Source organism: Bacillus sp. GW823-FHT06A10, assembly GCF_058795375.1.
In genome coordinates, this window is sequence record NZ_JBXAHT010000001.1 from 2178589 (window position 1) to 2200638 (window position 22050).

18 protein-coding genes and 1 other annotated feature are annotated in these 22050 nt (G+C 34.2%); of the genes, 7 read left to right on the forward strand and 11 right to left on the reverse strand.

What is annotated here, in order from left to right:
* Positions 1 to 100 precede the first annotated feature (100 nt).
* The gene (locus AC1Q8M_RS11125; protein ID WP_000545481.1) at positions 101 to 1294 is read left to right on the forward strand and encodes a NupC/NupG family nucleoside CNT transporter; all 1194 of its coding nucleotides are present in this window, start codon (positions 101 to 103) and stop codon (positions 1292 to 1294) included.
* Positions 1295 to 1343: 49 nt separating this feature from the next.
* Here the strand turns inward: AC1Q8M_RS11125 and proA are convergent, their stop codons facing one another.
* Both proA and proB read right to left on the reverse strand, forming a co-directional pair.
* Positions 1344 to 2591 (reverse strand): gamma-glutamyl phosphate reductase, encoded by a 1248-nt coding sequence (gene proA, locus AC1Q8M_RS11130; protein WP_001006625.1) that lies wholly within the window; start codon positions 2589 to 2591, stop codon positions 1344 to 1346.
* Between the two features lie 16 nt (positions 2592 to 2607).
* Positions 2608 to 3711, reverse strand: a complete 1104-nt coding sequence (gene proB, locus AC1Q8M_RS11135; protein WP_000744798.1) for a glutamate 5-kinase — start codon at positions 3709 to 3711, stop codon at positions 2608 to 2610.
* Positions 3712 to 3850: 139 nt separating this feature from the next.
* Positions 3851 to 4061 (reverse strand) — a binding site (T-box leader).
* Positions 4062 to 4401: 340 nt separating this feature from the next.
* On the opposite strand from proB, the gene proC reads away from it, so the two are divergent.
* A complete protein-coding gene (proC, locus tag AC1Q8M_RS11140; RefSeq protein WP_000360722.1) occupies positions 4402 to 5220 on the forward strand; it encodes a pyrroline-5-carboxylate reductase in 819 nt (272 codons plus the stop codon).
* A 179-nt stretch (positions 5221 to 5399) separates the two neighbouring features.
* Here proC and AC1Q8M_RS11145 read toward each other — a convergent pair whose 3' ends face one another.
* Both AC1Q8M_RS11145 and AC1Q8M_RS11150 read right to left on the reverse strand, forming a co-directional pair.
* On the reverse strand, positions 5400 to 7064 hold the full coding sequence (locus AC1Q8M_RS11145) for a M20/M25/M40 family metallo-hydrolase (protein ID WP_115609908.1): 1665 nt from the start codon (positions 7062 to 7064) through the stop codon (positions 5400 to 5402).
* A gap of 52 nt (positions 7065 to 7116) precedes the next feature.
* On the reverse strand, positions 7117 to 7866 hold the full coding sequence (locus AC1Q8M_RS11150) for an IclR family transcriptional regulator (RefSeq protein WP_000250751.1): 750 nt from the start codon (positions 7864 to 7866) through the stop codon (positions 7117 to 7119).
* Positions 7867 to 8133: 267 nt separating this feature from the next.
* Between AC1Q8M_RS11150 and AC1Q8M_RS11155 the strand changes: the two genes are divergently transcribed.
* The 3 genes from AC1Q8M_RS11155 to AC1Q8M_RS11165 all read left to right on the forward strand — a co-directional run bounded on the left by AC1Q8M_RS11155 (position 8134) and on the right by AC1Q8M_RS11165 (position 11152).
* On the forward strand, positions 8134 to 9558 hold the full coding sequence (locus tag AC1Q8M_RS11155) for an amino acid permease (RefSeq protein WP_000079995.1): 1425 nt from the start codon (positions 8134 to 8136) through the stop codon (positions 9556 to 9558).
* A gap of 338 nt (positions 9559 to 9896) precedes the next feature.
* A complete protein-coding gene (locus AC1Q8M_RS11160; protein WP_000589590.1) occupies positions 9897 to 10244 on the forward strand; it encodes a VOC family protein in 348 nt (115 codons plus the stop codon).
* Between the two features lie 449 nt (positions 10245 to 10693).
* Positions 10694 to 11152 (forward strand): VOC family protein, encoded by a 459-nt coding sequence (locus AC1Q8M_RS11165; protein ID WP_025117857.1) that lies wholly within the window; start codon positions 10694 to 10696, stop codon positions 11150 to 11152.
* Between the two features lie 247 nt (positions 11153 to 11399).
* On the opposite strand, the gene desA is transcribed toward AC1Q8M_RS11165, so the two are convergent.
* From desA to AC1Q8M_RS11185, 4 genes are all read right to left on the reverse strand, one after another.
* Positions 11400 to 12431 (reverse strand): Delta(5) desaturase DesA, encoded by a 1032-nt coding sequence (gene desA / locus AC1Q8M_RS11170; RefSeq protein ID WP_000171496.1) that lies wholly within the window; start codon positions 12429 to 12431, stop codon positions 11400 to 11402.
* Between the two features lie 307 nt (positions 12432 to 12738).
* Complete coding sequence (locus AC1Q8M_RS11175; RefSeq protein WP_098361017.1) at positions 12739 to 15126, reverse strand: immune inhibitor A domain-containing protein; 2388 nt, start codon at positions 15124 to 15126, stop codon at positions 12739 to 12741.
* Positions 15127 to 15415: 289 nt separating this feature from the next.
* A complete protein-coding gene (locus AC1Q8M_RS11180; protein WP_098855443.1) occupies positions 15416 to 16246 on the reverse strand; it encodes a VanW family protein in 831 nt (276 codons plus the stop codon).
* Between the two features lie 611 nt (positions 16247 to 16857).
* On the reverse strand, positions 16858 to 18531 hold the full coding sequence (locus AC1Q8M_RS11185) for an alkaline phosphatase (protein ID WP_000248720.1): 1674 nt from the start codon (positions 18529 to 18531) through the stop codon (positions 16858 to 16860).
* A gap of 297 nt (positions 18532 to 18828) precedes the next feature.
* Between AC1Q8M_RS11185 and AC1Q8M_RS11190 the strand changes: the two genes are divergently transcribed.
* Positions 18829 to 19311 carry a DUF2975 domain-containing protein gene (locus AC1Q8M_RS11190; protein ID WP_000809125.1) on the forward strand — a complete coding sequence of 161 codons (483 nt, stop codon included), beginning with the start codon at positions 18829 to 18831 and terminating at the stop codon, positions 19309 to 19311.
* Between the two features lie 10 nt (positions 19312 to 19321).
* Positions 19322 to 19537 (forward strand): helix-turn-helix domain-containing protein, encoded by a 216-nt coding sequence (locus AC1Q8M_RS11195; RefSeq protein WP_000974623.1) that lies wholly within the window; start codon positions 19322 to 19324, stop codon positions 19535 to 19537.
* Between the two features lie 146 nt (positions 19538 to 19683).
* Here the strand turns inward: AC1Q8M_RS11195 and AC1Q8M_RS11200 are convergent, their stop codons facing one another.
* The 3 genes from AC1Q8M_RS11200 to AC1Q8M_RS11210 form a co-directional block, all read right to left on the reverse strand.
* Positions 19684 to 20532, reverse strand: coding sequence for a P-loop NTPase family protein (locus tag AC1Q8M_RS11200; RefSeq protein ID WP_001093199.1), 849 nt, complete (start codon positions 20530 to 20532; stop codon positions 19684 to 19686).
* Positions 20533 to 20896: 364 nt separating this feature from the next.
* Positions 20897 to 21208 (reverse strand): hypothetical protein, encoded by a 312-nt coding sequence (locus AC1Q8M_RS11205; protein WP_000845548.1) that lies wholly within the window; start codon positions 21206 to 21208, stop codon positions 20897 to 20899.
* 256 nt (positions 21209 to 21464) lie between these two features.
* The gene (locus tag AC1Q8M_RS11210; RefSeq protein WP_016512647.1) at positions 21465 to 22043 is read right to left on the reverse strand and encodes an HAD-IA family hydrolase; all 579 of its coding nucleotides are present in this window, start codon (positions 22041 to 22043) and stop codon (positions 21465 to 21467) included.
* Positions 22044 to 22050 lie beyond the last annotated feature (7 nt).

The window sequence follows — 22050 nt, forward strand, 5'->3', positions numbered from 1 at the left end:
TTAGAATTTACAAAAATATAAATTAAACCACATTCATTCTAAATTAAGAAGAATAAGAGCTTTTTTATATACAAATAATAAAGCTCAAGGAGTGGTTGACATGCATTTCATATTAAATATGTTAGGGATTTTCGTTGTCATATTAATCGTTTTCTTATGTTCGCCTAATAAAAAACATATAAAATGGAGACCAATTGTAATCCTCATCATATTGGAGCTTTTTATTACGTGGTTTATGTTGGGCACAAAGCTAGGCAGTATTATCATTAATAAAATTGCGTCATTTTTCAGTTGGCTACTGGCATGTGCGAATGAAGGAATTCGATTTGCATTTCCTTCCGCTATGGACAGTCCACACATTGATTTCTTCTTTAGCGCGTTACTTCCTATCATTTTTGTTATCACGTTCTTTGATATTCTTTCTTATTTTGGAATCTTAACTTGGATTATTGATAAAGTAGGTGCAGTTATTTCAAAGATTTCTCGTTTACCAAAGTTAGAAAGTTTCTTTTCGATTCAAATGATGTTTTTAGGAAACACCGAAGCACTTGCGGTTGTTCGTGATCAATTATCTGTTTTAAAAGAAAATCGATTATTAACTTTTGGAATTATGAGTATGAGTAGCGTTAGCGGATCCATTCTTGGTGCTTATTTATCAATGGTTCCAGCAACATATATTTTCAGCGCAATCCCATTAAACTGTATTAACGCATTAATTTTAGCCAATGTATTAAATCCTGTGGAAGTTTCGAAAGAAGAAGACGTTGTTTACACACCTTCAAAACATGAAAAAAAGGATTTCTTTTCTACTATTTCAAACAGTATGTTAGTTGGGATGAATATGGTTATCGTTATTTTAGCTATGGTAATTGGTTATGTAGCTTTAACAGCATGTTTAAATGGGATTTTAGGATTTTTTGTAACGGGGTTAACAATTCAAAAAATCTTCTCCATTATCTTTAGTCCTTTTGCATTTTTACTCGGTTTATCAGGCAGTGATGCTATGTATGTAGCTGAATTAATGGGGATCAAAATAACGACGAATGAATTTGTTGCAATGATGGATTTAAAATCAAACTTAAAGTCGCTACAACCGCATACGGTTGCGGTTGCAACGACATTTCTAGCTTCTTTTGCTAACTTTAGTACAGTAGGTATGATTTACGGAACTTACAATTCATTATTTGGCGGAGAAAAATCATCAATCATCGGTAAAAATGTTTGGAAGCTTCTTGTTAGCGGGATGGCTGTTTCTTTATTAAGCGCTATGCTCGTTGGGCTATTTGTATGGTAAATAATTTTTATAATAAAAGACACCCAAGCCAATTGAGTGTCTTTTATTATTATTTTCGAATTTGTCCATTTCCACGAATCACATATTTTGTAGAAGTTAATGCTGGAAGCCCCATTGGGCCTCTTACGTGTAACTTTTGTGTACTGATACCAATTTCCGCTCCGAATCCAAATTCGGATCCATCTGTAAAACGAGTCGATGCATTATGATAAAGTGCCGCGGCATCTACAGAAGTAAAAAACTTGCTGACGTTTTCCTCGTTTTCAGTAATAATTGCTTCAGAATGCATAGATCCATACGTATTTATATGATGAATCGCTTCTTCAACAGTGGAAACCACTTTCACTGCTAGTGTAAGAGATAAAAATTCTGTCCCCCAGTCTTCTTCTGAAGCAAGTACAATTGAAGAATCCATTGCAAATGCTTTTTGATCACCACGTAGCTCCACACCTCTATCCTTCAAAGAAGAAAACAACTCGCTACCATATTTCTCTGCCCACTTCTCATGAAGAACAATCGTTTCAATCGCATTACATACAGATGGACGCTGCGTTTTTGCATTTATAATAATATCCAATGCCATTTGTTTATCCGCTGTTTCATCAATGAATATATGACAATTTCCCGCACCTGTTTCAAGTACTGGAACAGACGCTTCTCTCACAACAGTATCGATTAATTGTTTGCCACCTCTTGGAATAAGAACGTCTAGATAATCCTTCATTGTAAACAACTGCTTTGCGCTATCTCGCGTTGTATCTTCTATAAGCTGGACGCTTTCTTGAGGTAAGCTTGTTTGTTTGAGCGCCCTGTGAATAACGGCAACGATCGCTTTATTAGAATGAATAGCAGAAGAACTACCACGTAATATGACTGCGTTTCCTGTTTTCAAACAAATTGTAGCAGCATCCACTGTTACATTCGGTCTTGCCTCATAAATCATCCCAACAACACCAAGTGGTACGCGCATTTCCTGAATAGATAGTCCATTTGGCCTTTCCCATGCACTTACACATTCTCCTACAGGATCACGTAATTCAATTAGCTGCTTAATCCCTTCTGTCATATCAACAATACGCTGTTCATTCAGCATAAGGCGATCAAGGAGAGAATCAGAAAACCCTTTTGCCTTACCTTCTTCTATATCCCGTTTGTTTTCCTCTAAAATATAAGCTGTTTCACTTATTAATTGATTTGCAATTGCAGCAAGTGCTTCGTTTTTTTGATTTGTAGATTTTAGTACAAGTTCCCTAACAACCTCTTTTGCTTTTATCCCCTTTGCCAACACTTCATTCATTTTTATTTCCTCCTTTTTAAAGTGAAACCCAATGATCCCTATGGATGACTTCATAACTATGTCTCTCGCCTCTTACTTGAATATCTTGGCTTTGCATACCTTTTACATCTCTTAGTTCCTCTGCACTATATGTGCATTGTCCTTTTCCTATTACGCGCCCTTGTTGCGTTACAACCTCTACAACTTCACCCACTTGGAAAAATCCTGATACATTCGTAACACCAGCTGGAAGTAAACTCTTACCATGCTGAATGATGGCAGTAGCTGCCCCAGCATCTACTTCAATTTGTCCGCTAACAAGCGAATGCAAGGCAATCCATTGCTTGTTCATCTTCATTTCTTTTTGAGGAGCATTACCGACATACGTTCCATCACCCTTACCCTTCAAAACATCTACAAACTTTTCCTGTCCACGTCCTGTTCCGATAAATACACTCACACCAAGAGAGAGTGCTGTCTTTGCAGCATCGATTTTTGATTTCATACCGCCAGTCCCAAGTTTTGAGCCAGCATCTCCTGCAAGAGAAGAAATTTCTTCCGTAACTTCAGGAAGAAAATAATATTTTTTTGCATCCGCATTTTTCTGAGGATTTTTGTCATATAACCCGTTCACATCTGTAAAGATCATAAGCATATCCGCCGAAACAAGTCCGCTTACTAAAGCTGACAGCATATCATTATCACCGAACGTCAGCTCCTCTAAAGAGATGGAATCATTTTCATTAATAATTGGAAGAGCGGAACGGTTTAATAATTCTCCTAACGTAGCGTAAGCATTACTATACTGTTCTTTTCTAGAAAAATCACTTCTCGTCAACAAAAGTTGCGCAGTAACGATGCCATATTTACGGAATTCCTCCGTGTACGCCTGCATTAACAAACTTTGTCCGACAGCTGCTGCAGCCTGTTTCCCTTTAATCGTTACAGGTCTGCTAGGATATCCTAGCGCTGAAAAACCTGCAGCGACGGCTCCAGATGTAATTAACACAACCTCGTGCCCATCAGCTTTCAACCGAGCCAATGCGGCAACGTGATCTGAAAGCTGTTCTGTAGAGATGCCTCCGTGACTATCTGCCAAGGAACTACTCCCAATCTTTACAACAACTCGTTGTTTTTTCACTTTTTTATCCCCCAAGTCTAAAATCAAAGTTTTTTATAAATTACACTTCATTCACTTTGTAACTATATCTATTCTCATCAATGCTGCACTGAAGTATTTAAGAGCAAAATAAAAATGACCGCTTCGCCCTTAATAAAATAAAAAGGACGAAACGGTCATTGTTCCGCGGTACCACCTTAATTGATATACATAGATATCCACTTGGTGCCTATAACGCAGGCGAACGCCTAAACTTTCATTTAAGACTCAGGGATAGGTTCGATATATTCTATACGAGGAATCTTTCAGCCGGTGAATTCCACTCTCTTTCGCAAGAAGACATATGTACTAATTCCCTTCAACGATTTTCAATCTAATTTTTTTATATTATGCGATATAGTTCGATTCGGTGTCAAGAGGTATTTTTAAAAATAAATAGAGCCACAAGTTATTTGTATGAAATTATCACCCTACTGAATGAAAATACAAAATGATATAAGTTTAACTCATATTCATAAACATAAAATCTTAAATTATAGTGTATATATTTACATAATGTCGAATATAATTAATTTTTATCTTTTAGTGTTGCAAAAAGGAATATATTCTCTTAGAATGTTTCTTTATATTGCACAGGGATGTTATTCTTATTCTAAGAAAATAATATCAAACCGATATAATTGATTATAAAAGGAGCAAGATTGAGTTATTATGGATAAACAAATTGGATTCATCGGTTGCGGAAATATGGGAATGGCTATGATTGGCGGAATGATAAACAAAAATATAGTGTCTTCAAATCATATTATTTGTTCAGATTTAAACACTGCTAATTTAAAAAATGCTAGTGAAAAATATGGGCTAACTACAACTACCGACAACAATAAAGTAGCTAAAAATGCTGATATTTTAATTTTATCAATCAAACCAGACCTATACGCATCAATAATTAATGAAATAAAAGAAGTAATCAAAAACGATGCTATCATCATTACGATCGCTGCTGGGAAAAGTATTGAAAGTACTGAAAATGCCTTTAATAAAAAATTAAAGGTTGTAAGAGTAATGCCTAATACTCCTGCTCTTGTTGGAGAAGGAATGTCTGCATTATGCCCTAATGAAATGGTGACAGAAAAAGATTTAGAAGATGTACTAAACATTTTCAATAGTTTTGGTCAAACAGAGATCGTAAGTGAAAAATTAATGGATGTTGTAACATCTGTAAGTGGTTCTTCACCAGCTTATGTATATATGATTATAGAAGCGATGGCAGATGCTGCTGTACTAGATGGTATGCCAAGAAATCAAGCATATAAATTCGCTGCTCAAGCTGTGTTAGGCTCTGCAAAAATGGTACTAGAAACAGGAATACATCCAGGTGAATTGAAAGATATGGTTTGTTCTCCTGGTGGAACGACAATAGAAGCTGTAGCAACATTAGAGGAAAAAGGATTACGAACAGCGATTATTTCAGCTATGCAACGTTGTACGCAAAAGTCTGTTGAACTATCTGGTCAAACTAAAAAATAAAACTATAAAAGAGATTACGTTAGCTATGAATTCACATAATTTTAATTAAAAATTCACTACATGATAAACGGCCAAACTCATATAAAATTGAGCTTGGCCGTTCCGCTTTTTAATTATATTAAAATAATTTCATTCGAATCTTCTTTAAAGGTTCTGTTTTATCCCTTACCTATTCCCTACTATGATTGTGTAATTTTATTAGAAACTAATAATTTTTCAATGCATTTCGGTAACATATCTATTAGTGTTTCAAATGCGTAGTTTACATCTAGACGTTCTGTCCATTGATGTGCATCTTTTCCTACCGGCCCCATATTTAATACTGGAACATCAAACTCTTCTAATTCCTGAAGTGGAATTGAATAACCTTTATCCCATAATGGCATATTGTCTACAAGAGAACTCATTGAATCCAGTGGATACTGCAAGCCTACATAGCTTAAATCTGAAATCCCCCCAAAATAATTTTGGTTTTCAAATGTAATCTTATGATTGTAGTGTGCATACTTTTCCATTTCTACAACTACCTCTTTTATTAAAGGATTGTTGCGCGAACTCACAGCTGGATAGTACGGCGGAGCGAAGAAAAGTACAATCATCGGTGCCTTTTCTTTACATAAAATCGCTAATTTATCTACTAAATCAATCGTTACCGCACGATCATCTTTATCTTCTCTATTTTTTATAATATTAGATTGAATATGATTTATTTTTTCTTGTCCATGTTGCTCAATTGCATATGTGATAAGCTCTTCATAAGTTAATACATTTACTTTAAGATTAGGTGGTATAAATGGATTATATTTAGAAAAACGATATGCATGTTTTTCATACGACTCTTCTATTTTCTCTGCTACTTTCGTTACTTTTTGACGTAACAATGAAACTACATCTGTCATTGATTTTTCTAATAAAAACAAATTAAATAATGTAACTGCACGATGCGGAATTTGTACAGAATAATCCTCCTTTAAGTCCCTTTGAAGTAAGTTAGTTGGCGGAGGACTCGCTTCCCCTTCTACAATATCACAAAGGTCTGTGTTTAACTCTAATTCTGCTGTTATTAATGAAGCCATATAACTCCCATTTAAGCCTGCAAAAGGTTCACCTACATGTGTCTCTTTTCCATAGCAAAGAAAACCAGGTAACACTTTACCAATAGAGCCAGTGTAAATATACTTATTTTGGTCACCAGGATGTCTTGAAAACATAGGCTCTGAGTTTAAGACCGTTTTATAATCTAAGTTATGCTCTCTAGCTAAATCTAACAGTCTTGGAACAGCGGCCCTCATCCCTACAGAATTCACTTCTTCATCTGGTACAGCCAATAAAAGAACATTCCCATCGAATCTTCCTTCACATGCTTGTTCAATCATTGCCATTTGTAATGCTAGACCGCATTTCATATCCATTGTTCCTCTACCAAACAGCCATTCCCCATGTTCTATATCTTCACGTACATGGTCTGGAAGTTCATCTTTATGAGAATAAAACATAGATGTTAACTTTTTAGGATTAAATGCATCTTCTTTCCACACTCCGTAATCTTGTACATCTACAACATCAAAGTGACTTACTAGAATTACAGTATTTTTTATACTATCGCTTTTCTTTACTAGTGCTGTAACAAAATATCGTCCGTCCCCTGTCGGATTTTTTTGTAAATGATGCGGGTTTTCTTTGAAGTACTGTAAATCAGATAACTGTTCCACAACAAAGTCTGGCAATATTACTTCAGCTTCTGAACCGGTAATACTAGGAATTTCAACAAGACCGCTTAATAATTGAATCAATTGTTCTTTTGATTGCCACTTTGACATATAAATCCCCCTATTTTTCCACATTATGAAAACTAATTCCATTATATGAATAAAAAAATGACGACAGCTATCAAAATTATAGTTCTGATGTACTGCCGATTTTTATTGATATTTCATGAGCCGCTTGTTTTACCTTGCTAATAAGAAAAGATAGTCGATCATCATTAATACGATGACTAATTAACCCAACACTTAATGCTCCTACTACTTTATGATTAAATCCGATAATAGGTGCAGCTACTGAAGCTGTCCCTTCTGTTTTTTCACCATAACTGACAGCATATCCTTCATTTTTTATTTGCTTTATTTGATTAAGAAGAATTTGCTTTTGTTCTGGTAATGAAGAAAGTAAATTTTCTACAATATGTTCCATTTCATTCGTTTTCATATTGGCAAGCATCGTTTTATTTGCGGCACCAATTGAAAGTGGAATTTGTTCCCCTAGATTATCGATAACTCGAATTTTTAAAGGACTATCAATTCTTTCAATGATAATAGAATGTGTTCCGTTTGGAATATTTAAATAGACACTTTCCTCCACTTCAGCAGCTAAACGTTTCATCACTTCTCTTGCAACAGATCTGTAGTCTACCTTCTCCAATTGACGTAACCCTATTTCCATCCACATTGGTCCAATTTTGTACTGTTTTGTCTCTGAAATTTGTGTAACTAACCCATGCTCCATTAAAGAGTTAAGTAATCTATGTACTGTACTAACCGGGAGATGTGTTCCATCAGCTATATCAGAAATAGCCCAATACTCTTTTTCATTTGTAGAATTCAATAATTTAATAATACTTATCGCTCGATCAATGGACTGTACCATAACTCGCCTCAACTTTACTCGTAATATGTTAGTATGCTTAATTAACTATCAATTTAGCAAACATTCGAAATGAAATCAATCTATTTATTTAATTTTCTAACAATAAAAACATATCACTAACAAAGAATTGAAAACGCAAACAAAAAAATATTGACTTTTCTTTTTAATTATCTGAAAATTATAACAAGATTTCACATCACGGAATACATTCCATAATACGGAAAAACATCAAACTTTATTCTATCAACTATGAAAGTGAGGAAAACAATGGCGCAAGTAAGCAATACAAACAATGAATTAAAACGGACGATGAAAAGTAGACACTTATTCATGATTGCACTCGGTGGTGTGATTGGAACGGGGTTATTTAACGGATCTGGCTTTATTATAAGTCAAGCTGGACCTGGCGGATCCGTACTTGCTTTTATGGCCGGTGGATTATTAATGTATTTCGTTATGCTATGTCTTGGTGAACTTGCTGTAGCCATGCCTGTTTCAGGTTCTTTCCAAGAATATGCCACTAAGTTCATCAATCCTGCAACTGGCTTTACAATCGGATGGTTGTATTGGTTAAGCTGGGCGAATACGACCGGTCTTGAATTTACAACTGCCGGCATTACAATGCAGCGCTGGTTTCCTGATATTCCTGTTTGGGTTTGGTGTTTAATATTTGGCGTTACAATCTTCACTATTAACGCATTATCTGCTCGTAGTTATGCAGAAACAGAATTTTGGTTTTCAAGTATAAAAGTATCTGCCATTATCGCTTTCATTATTCTTGGCGGCGCCGCTATGTTCGGTTTTATTGATTTAAAAGGTGACGAACCCGCTCCGCTATTATCAAATTTCGTAAATCATGGTGGTTTATTCCCAAATGGACTTGCCGCTATTCTTTTAACAATGGTTACAGTCAACTATTCCTTCCAAGGTACAGAACTTGTTGGAATCGCAGCAGGTGAAAGTGAAGATCCAGCAAAAACTTTACCTCGTTCTATTAGAAATATTATATGGCGCACGATGTTTTTCTTCGTCTTAGCAATCTTTGTTCTTGTTGCTTTAATTCCTTGGGAAGAAGCTGGATTAACAAAGAGCCCATTCGTTGCTGTTTTTGATAATATCGGTATTCCATATGCAGCTGATATTATGAACTTTGTTATTCTTACTGCTGTTCTTTCTGTTGCAAACTCAGGACTATACGCTGCTACTCGAATGCTTTGGTCTTTATCAAAAAACGAAATGGCTCCAGCCTTTTTAAAGAAATTATCATCACGTGGGATTCCTCTCAACGCTTTAATCATGACGATAGCTATTTCTGCTTTTTCTCTTTTGACAAGCGTAGTAGCTGCTGAAACTGTTTACTTGTGGCTCATTTCAATTTCCGGAGTCATTACCATTATTGTTTGGATGTCAATTTGTGTTTCTCAATTCTTTTTCCGCAAACATTATTTAGCAGACGGCGGAAAATTAGAAGACTTAAAATTTAAAACGCCACTTTATCCACTCGTACCAATTCTTGGTTTTGGATTGTATGGCATTATATTAATCAGTCTTATTTTTATCCCAGAACAACGACTTGGAATCTATTGCACTGTCCCATTTATCATCTTTTGCTACACTTACTATCACTTTAAAGTTAAGAAAAGAAATTCTACTAACACTCATAGTGAAACTAAAATTAGCGAGACTTCGTAATATTTGACGATACATAAAAGACCACACATGGCGTTTCACTTCATGTGTGGTCTTTTATCGTTCCTTCTCTCATTTCCCCCTACTATTGAAAGAATTATTTATAACACTTTAAGTTCTGGATTGCTCAGGTGAACTTTGGGTTGAAAAATGAGCATTTCTATACCTTTCCCGAAATTTCAAGTTCTGCTAATGATGTTGTAGAAAGTGTTAATGTAGTAAATACTATAATACTAACAATTACTATTTTTACTATTCATAAGTTGATGATTCTGCTTACTATTACTGTTTTGTTTTGATATATTTAATATATATTTAAAGATAGACAGGAGTTAGATACGATGATAAAAGGTTTTGGAGGAATATTTTGGAGAACTAAGAATCTTGAAGTTATAAAAAAATGGTACAGTGAAGTGTTGAAACTTGATATAGAAGATTGGAATGGAACTGTGATTAAACCCCAGTTAGGAAATGAGACCATCTTTTCTTTCTTTACAGAGAATGACAATTATTTTCCAAAAGAACAACAAGTGATGTTAAATTTCGAAGTACATAATCTAAACGAGACTATAAAGCATCTTGAGAATATTGGTGTACCTCTTGAGAAGAAAGAAGAAATCAGTGAATTTGGAAAGTTTATTTGGATTAAGGATCCTGAAGGTCGATTGATCGAACTTTGGGAGAAATAGTGGATTATACTTATTTACTATTAAGTTAATAGCTGCGTTAATATATCAAGGTAAATAAAAAAGTCGATTCCTTTAACTCCACAGGAAATCGATTTTTTTGTGGAGTCAAATTTCTTAGCTTTGTAAATCCTCATTTTTCAAATTCTACCCTATGGCCACCAACTTAAAAACATAAAAAAACTCTATTCTTACGAAAAGAATAGCGTTTTTCATTATTTAAATATGATTTCATCTGAATTTAATAGATATATCCCCTCTCCTACAAAAGTAGTAGAGTGTTCATTTAAACACTTACTACCTCAGTGGGATTTATCACATTCCAATTTCAATATAATAGTAACTAGGTATATCGGATATAGATGTACATTACTAGGCTTATACATATTTCAACTTTAAAATTACATTCACTATTTAATTGGTAGTTACCAATAAAGAAAGGAATGATCATAATAATACAGAACATATACGAAACTCATTTACATGTAAGAAATTTAGAAAACGCAATAAATTTCTATCAAAACAAGCTAGGATTAACGTTAGCAAGAAAACTCTCCAAAAGAAGAGTGGCTTTCTTTTGGGTCGGAGAAAATAAACAACAAATGCTTGGACTATGGGAAGTACATAACATTGAAGACTTTGAGCCGAGACATTTTGCTTTTGGTGTAAATTTAGAGTTTTTAATGACTTCTAAAGCGTGGTTAGAGGAACGTCGAATAGCAGTGATAGGAAGTCAAGGAAAAGGAAATCAAGAGCCAATTGTCCAAAGGTGGATGCCTGCTGCAAGTGTATACTTTCTAGATTGTGATGGAAATAAATTAGAATTCATTTCTATGTTACATAAGAATCCAGATGAATTAGAATATGCGTCCTATTTAAGTGTATGGAATGAGGAACACCAAGAAAAATGAATGGAATTTCCGTTCAAGTCTTTTCTTATTTTTGGATATAATGTTGTACGATTCCCCATTTACTATAAATTTGTTAACATAATGCATTTACTGTCATCTTATATTTGTACTTACGTACGAGCTATTCCTAATCTGCTTCAATTACAATTTGAATTATGTAAATTTTCTTCTTATCTGGCATCTACTCTTTAAACACAAACTCCCCTTAAATCGAAAATGATTAAGGGGAGTATTATATACGATGCAATTATAGTTCAGATTTCACTCGAACAGAAACATTATTTTTAATTATATTTTTGACATCTTTAAAGCTAACAAAATTGTTACTTTTCTCATCCCAAAGACGGAAACGTAGTGATTGTAAGCTTGTAGCAAGCGTAATCGTTGGTACATTTTTTAACGGAAGCGTATTATTGTGTGCCTCTTCTAGTTTATAGTTAGGTACTCTTGGGCTTAAATGGTGAACATGATGGAATCCAATATTACCAGTTAAGAATTGCAAAATTTTAGGAAGCTTATAAAAAGAACTTCCTTCCACTGCCGCTTTCACATATTCCCAATCTTTATCCTCTTCAAAATAAGAATCCTCAAATGTGTGCTGTACGTAAAACAACCAAATACCTATTGAACCTGCTATTAAAAATATAGAACCATGTACTAAAAGAAACGATTGCCATCCAATTGCCCAGCAAAGCATTCCTATAATAGCAACGATTAAAATATTTGTTAAATAAGTGTTCATACGTTCTTTTTTTCTAGCACCTTTTCGGTTAAATCTATTTTTAAGCAGGAAAACATAAATCGGGCCTAACCCAAACATAACGAATGGATTGCGATATAAACGATATGCTAAACGGAGTCTAAATGGTGCTGCTACATATTCATCTACTGTAAGCGTCCAAATATCCCCTGTACCCCTCTTATCCAAATTACCACTTGTAGCGTGGTGAATAGAATGTTCATGCCCCCACTGATCAAATGGGAATAATGTTAAAACACCCATACACGTTCCAACTATTCTATTTGCACGTCGACTTTTAAAGAACGAATAATGGGTGCAATCATGAAAAATAATGAAAATCCTTGTCATAAATCCAGCGGCTAACAGTGCTGGAACTAATGTTAACCAATAAGAAACTGACAAACTTTTATAAGCAAGGTACCATAAAATAATAAATGGCACGATTGTGTTGATCAGTTGCCAAACACTTTTTTTAATCGTTGATTTTTCAAAAGGAGCAACTTGTTTTTTTAAATTTTTAGTATTTTCTAAGGTCATTGTTCTAATTCCTTTCCTTTTTGTTGCTAATTCATATTATAGCACACTATTAGTATCAGGTGTTAAAAGTAGCTATAATAAATATTTTATACTATGAAAATCTCTTTTTTCTTACTCATTACTTACAAATTTCTTACGTCCAAAATAGCTTCTATAATTGGACAGACGGAGCATTTTATGTATCAAAGAAACTTCGAATTTTTCCAATAAGTACATAAAAAAACAGAGAGTTTTTTCACAAGAAGAAAAGAGCTGTCATAAGTCAGTTTCACCGACTTGTGGCAGCTCCTCTTCGTTTTACCTTATTTTATCGATGAAGCCAAACCGCACCTGCAGACTTGTCTTCAGCTTGGCCTACTACTTCAAACTTCAGTCCTAGTTTCGGCAACTTACGTCCTGCATCAGGAATGATGCTGTTGATATATTGCTTAGAATCATCAAATTTTGCCACTCCTGGTAATCCTTTATAATCAAAGATACCGCGAGTTGGTGAATTTACTTTCCATGCTGGTGTTTGATCAAATGAGAATGCCGCATCGGCAATTTGATAACGCGTACTGCTCTTCACAGTAGGTTGTCCGTTTAATGTCCCTACAATTGCCTCTGGATGGGAATCTACTACTCCTAAGAACCCTTCACCTGGATGAACGCCTACCCAGTTATCTGTAAAGCTTTGATCCGCATACCATACAACCATTCCTGTATTAAATACTGGGCCACGTGCATGTTGTAACGCAGTGTCAGAACCAGCGTAATTTCTCCACTCTACATAGTAATTATGTTTTTTCTGTTCAAATCCGTTAGACACAGTAAAGCCTTTTAACGTCATTGCTGGCTGACCTTCTGCATCATCAGAGAAAACAACTTTTCCATCTACAGTTAATGCTGCATTATCTAACGCAAATCCTTTATAAGCTACTGCAATATCTGTTAAGTACTCAAATTGCAGTTTTACTTTTTTTCCTTTGAATTGGCTTAAATCGTATGATTTATCAACCCACTTACCATCAGTTGTATCCGCGCCGCCTTTTACATCTTTTTCGCCCATTCTATCAATGCGTGTCTTCGTTCCATCTTCTGCAATCGCATATACGTCAAGGAAATCATACTTCGCTTCAAGTTCGTAAAATGCCTTATAATCGAACTTAGCATCCTTTGCATTTGTTAAGTCAAATATTGGTGTCTCAAGTGTTGTATGAATGTCATTTCCTTTTGTACTATAATAGAACTTCTTACCAAACGCCGATTCGATATTTTTTATATCTTTGTCCGGCAAGTTAACACGAACGATTCCAGGTCGTTTAGATTTTGTAGTACTTTGATCTACATATGTCGCAACACCGATGCCTTTGCTAAGTTTGTCATAATCTACTTCAAGGATATTCGCCCAATTCCCCTTCATATTCTTTTGGAAAAACTCTTTATTTTGTGGTGAGAAACTCGTTGGCTCTGTTCCTGCAATTTTTCCAGCCCAGCTACCACCACTCATAATAGACCATGACTCAACAGGTTCACCTTGTCCTGAGTACTTTGTATCATATTCATCTGGTAAGCCTAAATCATGGCCATACTCATGTGCAAACACACCAACCGCTCCGTCTTCAGGCTCGATTGTATAATCGTATGCAGCCATCTTTCCGCCCCAGTTCGAAACAGAAGATTTCGTGCCATCAATTGCATATGGTTTTGAACCTAGTTTTGAACGATGTGACCAAATCGCATCATCTTTCAATTTACCGCCGCCAGCTTCTTGACCAACGCCAGCATGTACAACCATTAAATGATCAATAATTCCATCTGGCTCATTTTTATTTCCATCACCATCTTGATCGTATTGATCAAATTGGTCATAGTCTGCTAAATTGATTCCTTTTGCTACCGCTGCTTTTAATGCTTCTTTCACAAAATCTTTTGGTCCTAAAGGCCCCTTGTTATCATGCCCAGTACCCGCATCAGCACCATAATCTGATGCTTTTCCTGGAACAGTAAGCCATTCTGTTACAGTCCCATCAACTGTATAGCTACCACCAGATTGTTCTTCATAATATTGCTTAAATGTGTTAATCTTCGATCCATCAAATAAAGTGAATGGTTCATCACCAAATAACATTTTTTGATAATGTTCACGATTAAAGTCCTTAGAATACATGTATCCTGGCTCTTGATCAATATTGTTATGCTTAAAATCGCTAAATTCTACAAGTAAAACAAGTACTTTATCTTTTCGAACAGCTCCATTGTATTCTTCTTGCTTCGCTGATGTAGTAGGTACTTTTCCATTTAATTTCCCTGGATTTAATGCTGCACCTTGTCCAGCTACTGGACCTATTTCAGGCTGCTGTGCCTGTTCATTTTCCTTCATTTTTGCATCTTTTACTTTTTTCATAAAATCAGAAGCTTCTTGTGTAAGACTATCTCCTGTTAAGATTTCTTTCCCAGGGTTTTCCCCTTTCTTTTTCTCAACATATTTTTCGACAGCTTTTGACGTCTCAGCTTGTGATGCAGATTGATCAATTACCCCCCGTTGTTTTAGCGCTTCTGCCAAACGCTCCTCCGGTATTAAGTGCTCATCTATTGGTAGAGATGATGTTGGTGTCTCAGCATACGCTGCGTGACCTCCAAAAGCAAACGTACTACTTAGTACCGCTGCTGTTGTTAATACCGCTAATGGTTTTAATTTCTTTTTCTTTTTCAATGTATTTCCTCCCCAGTGTCTGCAAATTATCGTTTTTTGCCGATAACAACATAATATTCGTTATAATACGAATATTCAATCTTTTTCAACAAATAAAATGTTGAGAAATATTTTTTTATGCAGAGTGAAATACAAAAGATAGAAAAACAAACAGGCTCTCCTATAAATAACAGTGAACTTTTATATGTTCTTAGTTACAATCAAAATCCAGTAAATCTGAGATTTATATTTTTTTAATAAAAATAAGAATTAAATATTTTCTATACTATTTAATCTATGGATTACCACATTACTCACTATTCTCATTATTACAAGCTAATAGTGGTTCGTACATCATTATAGCGTGATTCTCCGTTACATATTGATCTTCTATTAACTGTTTCTGTTGATTATATACTTTACGTTGAATCACATTATGTCGTATATAACCGCCCCAGTATGCAGGTTGAATTGAGTGTTCTTTCTCATACACTTCATATTGATAAAGTTGCGGATAGACTGTTCTCCATTCACCAACTAAATATTCATCTGTCATATAAAGGTGAAGTTGATACGGTTGGTCCGTTTCATTTTTAATTTGTAAATCCAAATAGTTATAGGAACAAGTCGCTCCACTCCCAAACGGTTGAGTTCGCCTAGAATCAGGAAAGACATCAAAGCTATGACGATATCGTTCTGTTACTGTCAGTGGTGTATGTAAAGTCATCCAATATATTAAATTCGAAAGCTGACAAAGACCTCCTCCAATACCTGTTTGAAAAGATCCGTAGTGTAATACCATACCTTCTACATACCCTTTTTTCCTCGTAGGCTTACCTATTAAACGCCAGTAAGAAAATGTTTCTCCTGGTCTAATGACGATACCATTTAGTTTTTTAACAGCAATTTTCAAATTAACAACCTTATTCTGTTGATACCACATATCTACATCTTTGAGCTTACGAAGTAATATCGTTCGGTGCTGAATTGCTGTACAAGGTAGCTTTTCTTGTTGGAGCCTTTTTGCATATGTTTTTCCGTCTACTAACCACTGAATGTATCTCTTTGTAGAGTAATACCACGTCCCTAGCATAATGCGATACTTAGACCGCTGTTTAGGACGTAAGTGCATTATATTCATTTTATTCCCTCTCTCTTTCTTCAACTAAATTCTAATATACCTCTAATTCAATGAACTACAGTTTTCTTAGCTGCATAATAATTTTCGTAAATAAAGTGAAACTTTAATCAGCCCTCACCAATCGGGCTTTTACAGGCAGCCCGATCCCCACCTAACTTCTTTGCTTTCGCTGAATTTTGAGGTGGGGGTCTTACTGCCCAGCAAATAGCGGGATAAAAAAGACGCAAAAAAATAATAAATTTACTCTAGTGGAGATTTTATTTTGATGCTTGCTTTATAATTATATGAAACTGCGCTACAATACGATAAATTGAAATAAACATATTATAAATATAACGAATAATATTAAATAAGAAATAATGAAAATTAAAGAAACTCTAAAGTATTAATATATTTTTCATAAATATTAATTGATAATACATTAAGACTTTACTATATGTATAAATTCTCTATTCTACAAAACGAAATTTTTTAATGTAAGAAAAAAATATAATTCCCCTTTAACATTTATACAAGTCTCATCTGGAAAACTTTCCAAAACAATCCGAACCCTTATATTTAGAATAAACGCAAAAAATTGCCACCAGTTAGCTTAACTGGTTAGCAATTTTTTAACGAGAATGCTTTACAAATAGTTGAATTGCTTCTTCTGGTACATAGCACTTTCCATTACTCTCTACAATAATACTTCCTAATTCATACCCTTTACCATTGATACGAATTATATTTTTGTTACCAAATAGTTGTGCTTCTACTTTATTATGTTTTACCACGAGTAACGAGTTTGCTCCTTCGGTTTTGTCAGCTGTTACAGTTGCACCGACTTTCTTAAAGGCTTGTTCACTCTCTAAAAATATTTTATTCGTTACTTCTTCTAAGTTAAAGCCCATCGCTTTCGCCATCGTCTTCGCAATGTCTGTATTTTGGATTAAGCCTTCTGGTTTTTGAGGTCCATAAGAATGTAAAAATACATCCTCACCTGTATGTCCTCCTGTCGTAAAGCCGATATTTGCACGATTAGCCAATAATATAGTAAGAATTCGTCCTACATCCATTTTCTTTTTTGCCGCTTTTAATTTTTCTTTTTCATCATGAGTTAGATTATCCAAACCGTATAGTTTAGCTACATCTTCTACATTTGATAAATCAGATTTCAGTTTATTTATAGTTCCTTCAAGTGTCATTTTCGCCTTTTTCAATGAATCAATGTATGCAGAAACCGGTGTAGTATTGTATCCTTTTGTCGTATTTCTATTCCCTATAGAGATACCGCTGTTACCATGATCAGTTAAAGCTATGAGCATCGTATCCCCATCTTTCTTCGCAAATTGTAATGCCTTTGCTACCGCTTCATCAAATGCCAATACATCACTAATCATCCCAATTGGATCATTAGCATGCGCTGCCCAATCAGGCTTACTACCTTCTACGAATAAAAAGAAACCATCTTTGTCTTTTGATAATGTTTGAATTGCTTTTTCTGTCATTTGAGAAAGTGTTGGTTGTTCTGGATTTGTTGCTATACGATCTATATCAAACGCAAGAGCATGATTTGAGAAAGAGCCCCAAATTTTATTAGATTTGGAGTTCAATAACGCATCTTTCGTTTCAACAAAATCGTATCCTTTGTCTTGAATCACCTTTACTAAATTTTCACCATCTTTTCGGATTCCATTACTTTTCATAGGTAGCAGCGCCGCTTTTCCCCCGCCTAATACGACATCTATATTTTGATATACTTGCTGCTTCGCAATTACGTCAAATTGCTTGCGATTGACATGGTGAGCCGAGAATCCCGCCGGAGTAGCATGCTGAATTTCAGATGTAGCAACAATTCCAGTTGCACGGCCAGTACGTTTTGCACCTTCCAATACGTTTGCGACCGGCCGTAACTTGTCCTCTTCTTTTATTGGCTTTAAGTTAGGTGAATTTACAATAGAAGGTAGTACGCCTACATATCCTGAATTCGATTTATTTCCAGTTGCTAATGCTGTTGCTGCTGGCGCTGAGTCTGTAATAGCTGATTCCGCCGAAAACGTACGAACACCTCCTGTTACAATTTGATCTAACGTAAGCGGTGCCCCTTTATACCAGCGAGCCAATGTTGTCGCCGTTGAACTCGTTCCGTCCATAACCATCATAATTATATTTTTAGGCTGGTGTTCTACTTTTTTCACCTTAGCTTTGGCCGCATGATAATTCATCATACTTTCCGTACTTAATACGCTTACTATTATAGCTCCCACTAATAGTAATTTTTTCATCTTCACACCATAATTAACCATGATTGTTCCTCCATAAACTTTGCATTCATTTCAATACACCTTATTTCCTTTTTCATTCCACAACCTACATATGTTTTATTAGTTCCCAATTCTTATAAAGCTAACAATAGTTACTTTCTCTTTCTTTCCTTAATTAAATACCGGTATGTGTCATCTATCTTATAAAAAAGATTTAGCATCCTTTTCATTAATTACTTGTGTAACAATAAATCCTCGATTAAAAGGAATAAAAATTTATTGTTAAACAATAAATTTCATGTTAAATTAATAAGATAATAAATAAATGAGGTGCTTTTTATGAAACAAGGATCCACACTCTTTTTAAAGACCGTTGTGATTCTGATCGGAATCCCCGTTCTTGCTATGTGCATTTTTTTAGTCCCTAAAATAGGAAATTTCGCCGCAGAATTATATCCAGATATTTCATATATTAAATATCTTGTATTTATCAATTTATACGCAACAGCAATACCTTATTACTTCGCACTGTACCAAACATTTAAGCTTTTAAACTATATTGATAAAAACAACGCATTCTCAGAGTTATCTGTTCAAGCTTTAAAAAATATTAAGTACAGCGCATTGGCAATTAGTGTATTATATGTATTAGGTATGCCACTTTTCTATCTCGTGGCAGAGAGAGATGATGCCCCTGGCATTATTATTATCGGAATGATTATGATTTTTGCTTCAATGGTAATCGCGGTCTTTGCTGCCGTTCTCCAAAGACTATTAAAAGATGCTATAGATATAAAATCAGAAAATGATTTAACGGTCTGAGGTGAATAATATGGCAATTATTATTAATATTGATGTAATGTTAGCAAAAAGAAAAATGAGTGTAACAGAACTTTCGGAGAAGGTTGGAATTACAATGGCTAACCTTTCTATCTTGAAAAATGGAAAAGCAAAAGCAGTCCGTTTTTCAACTTTAGAAGCAATATGTAAAGCATTAGAATGCCAACCGGGGGATATTTTAGAATATCAACCTAAAGATACCGAATAAAAAGAGTCCTTCATACGAGTAATGGGTTCAGTTTAGGAAGAGAAAAATGCTAATAAACATTAGAAATAACAAACTAAAACGCTCAGAAAATATTCTGAGCGTTTTTTATTTCCTTCTTCAACTAAAGCACCAGTTAGTGTAAAAAGCTATTTCACCATTTGTATGGCTAACTTATCTTTTAACATTGACCTATATGAGTCAATTTCATATTTTGTATTATTGATTGTTTCTTTTTTCATTTTTAACATATCGAATATTTCTAATTCTAAATTCCTTCTAGCTTCAAGAACTTTTATCGCTCCTTCTACACCTGAATGGTGATGTTCTTTCCCATAGCCTTGGTTAGTGTAATAGTCGATAATTCCTGTGGACCATTCTGGAGTTCTTTCTTTTAATGCCTTCCTAAATGAAAATTCAAGATTATCTTGTTCTACATACAATAACATTGGGTTTAAATTCTCTATGATTTTTGCAACTTTCATTACATAATTTATTATTTTTTCTTTTTGTTCACCATATTTAATCATCCCAATAGTTAATGGATTTTGTATGAAACAACATTCAAAGATATAAACCTTATTGTCTTCTAGAGCGATTTCAGTAAAGTCATTCCATTTGTCAGCAATTAATTCAACATTTTTATCGAATGGTAATTCGTATATATCATTTTTTAAAATAATGTTAAATAATTCGTCCGAAAACTGGTCACCAAACTCATTTTTCATCTTTCTGTATGGTAATAAATAATTGCTTCCTTTTTTTAGAACTTTCTTAAGGAGCACTTCTTTAAAATCTCCACTGTTAGATAATAATCTATTGAACTCAAATTTATTAAAACAAGATACACCATCATAGTCGGCTGGGTGGTTCAAATTTCCCTCTAAAAATAGTTCAACTTCAATTTTATTTTGGCTTAGAATTTCATTTATTAGCTTTGCAGTGGTTGATTTTCCAAATCCAGGTAACCCTTCTACTATTATTAATTTTGTATTCATAGTTATAAACCCCTATCTTCAAAGTATTTAACCAAGATTAAAAAAATCACTTAATCCACTACAATCACCCCTTCAAAATATGATATTTACCATTTCCTTTGAAAAAACCTTCTTAAAGTAATCTGAACGCTAGTTTAAGAACATTTTTTCACAATCTCTATAATTATTTTAACATAAATTTTCCATTTATCTTATTATTTAGAACGCTATTTAACTATATAAAAGCGCTTAAACACTGAAATAACAATAAAAAAAGGGATGCTAAATCATAAGTGATTTACATCCCTAATTTGTATGTTATTTTATATTTTCACTCCCGTAACTATACCCGTTATCATACGAAAAGGACTCTTTTTATTTCACATTACGGCGCAAAACTAATTTGACCAGTAAACAATAGGATAATCGCTATGATCCAAAATATAAAAAATGATGAGGACAGTATTAATGAAAGGATAGCAATCCCCTTCTTCTCTGTTTTTTTCGTCATTGTGATTATTGAAAGCATGATACCTACACCTGTCAGGGCAATTGTAATATAATCTCCAACTATATTACCTGCATTCGCTATCCTTGTTGGCGTTATAAAAACGAATAGAAAACACAAAATGCCGATGAGTAAAGATATATAGCTTATTATACTGTACTTCTTTTTAGGAACTATTTCTGTTTTCATACTAATCCCACCCCTTCTATATAGCTATGAGTTTATATTAGCATGAATAACCATAATTTGGTTATGATAAAAAGCAGATAAAACGGACACTATCACTTTATCTGTCAGTTTATTTCTATCTAACAACTAACCTGACTATTTCTTTACTAAAGATATACAATCATTCTTTAATCCACGGCAATTGGTATATAATAGCTCTAAAAAATAAAGACTGTACCTTTAAAATGAAAGATACAGTCTTTATTAATAACTTTTTTTATAAAGAAAACTCTCTATCACTCACTACCTTAAAAAACTCCGAGTAATGTGATAAAGAATAATCCGCTACATCACAATTACCTTGAAACATACATGTTGAAATACCTAATTCTTTTGCAGGTAATAAATCTAATTCTCTATCTCCAATAGCTAAATCAATATTGTATTTTTTATGCAGATGATTATAAGCTAAAGAGTTTGGCTTTCGAGGAAAGCCATCGTCAATTGTAACCATATCTACGAAGTATTTTTCCCAGCCGTAATATTTTAAAATGCCCATAACCCCTTCCCTATGTTTATGGGTCATAATCACATTTTTATTTGCAAATTTCAAAACCTCTTCGACACCTGCAAAAGGTTTCATATCTTTTGACGTGAATTTTCCCTTCAAAACTTTAATCTTTTCTTCCTGCTCGCATGAAATATTATAATACTGAATTGCATGAGAGTATGATATTTTTAAGTTTTTGTATATTTCTTGTTTTTCTACTGAATCACCTAATATTTCAGAAAGCATCATTGTATATGCAGGATACGTATCAAATAACGTCCCATCAAAATCCCATAAAATATTCATTCTATTC

What these genes read in the sequence shown, in the direction of transcription:
- AC1Q8M_RS11190 (WP_000809125.1), top strand. Translation starts at nt 18,829, where the DNA reads ATGAAACAAGGATCCACACTCTTTTTAAAGACCGTTGTGATTCTGATC.
- AC1Q8M_RS11205 (WP_000845548.1), bottom strand. Translation starts at nt 21,208, where the DNA reads ATGAAAACAGAAATAGTTCCTAAAAAGAAGTACAGTATAATAAGCTAT.
- AC1Q8M_RS11210 (WP_016512647.1), bottom strand. Translation starts at nt 22,043, where the DNA reads ATGAATATTTTATGGGATTTTGATGGGACGTTATTTGATACGTATCCT.
- AC1Q8M_RS11185 (WP_000248720.1), bottom strand. Translation starts at nt 18,531, where the DNA reads ATGGTTAATTATGGTGTGAAGATGAAAAAATTACTATTAGTGGGAGCT.
- AC1Q8M_RS11155 (WP_000079995.1), top strand. Translation starts at nt 8,134, where the DNA reads ATGGCGCAAGTAAGCAATACAAACAATGAATTAAAACGGACGATGAAA.
- AC1Q8M_RS11195 (WP_000974623.1), top strand. Translation starts at nt 19,322, where the DNA reads ATGGCAATTATTATTAATATTGATGTAATGTTAGCAAAAAGAAAAATG.
- proA (WP_001006625.1), bottom strand. Translation starts at nt 2,591, where the DNA reads ATGAATGAAGTGTTGGCAAAGGGGATAAAAGCAAAAGAGGTTGTTAGG.
- AC1Q8M_RS11150 (WP_000250751.1), bottom strand. Translation starts at nt 7,866, where the DNA reads ATGGTACAGTCCATTGATCGAGCGATAAGTATTATTAAATTATTGAAT.
- AC1Q8M_RS11125 (WP_000545481.1), top strand. Translation starts at nt 101, where the DNA reads ATGCATTTCATATTAAATATGTTAGGGATTTTCGTTGTCATATTAATC.
- AC1Q8M_RS11180 (WP_098855443.1), bottom strand. Translation starts at nt 16,246, where the DNA reads ATGAATATAATGCACTTACGTCCTAAACAGCGGTCTAAGTATCGCATT.
- AC1Q8M_RS11145 (WP_115609908.1), bottom strand. Translation starts at nt 7,064, where the DNA reads ATGTGGAAAAATAGGGGGATTTATATGTCAAAGTGGCAATCAAAAGAA.
- desA (WP_000171496.1), bottom strand. Translation starts at nt 12,431, where the DNA reads ATGACCTTAGAAAATACTAAAAATTTAAAAAAACAAGTTGCTCCTTTT.
- AC1Q8M_RS11200 (WP_001093199.1), bottom strand. Translation starts at nt 20,532, where the DNA reads ATGAATACAAAATTAATAATAGTAGAAGGGTTACCTGGATTTGGAAAA.
- AC1Q8M_RS11160 (WP_000589590.1), top strand. Translation starts at nt 9,897, where the DNA reads ATGATAAAAGGTTTTGGAGGAATATTTTGGAGAACTAAGAATCTTGAA.
- proC (WP_000360722.1), top strand. Translation starts at nt 4,402, where the DNA reads ATGGATAAACAAATTGGATTCATCGGTTGCGGAAATATGGGAATGGCT.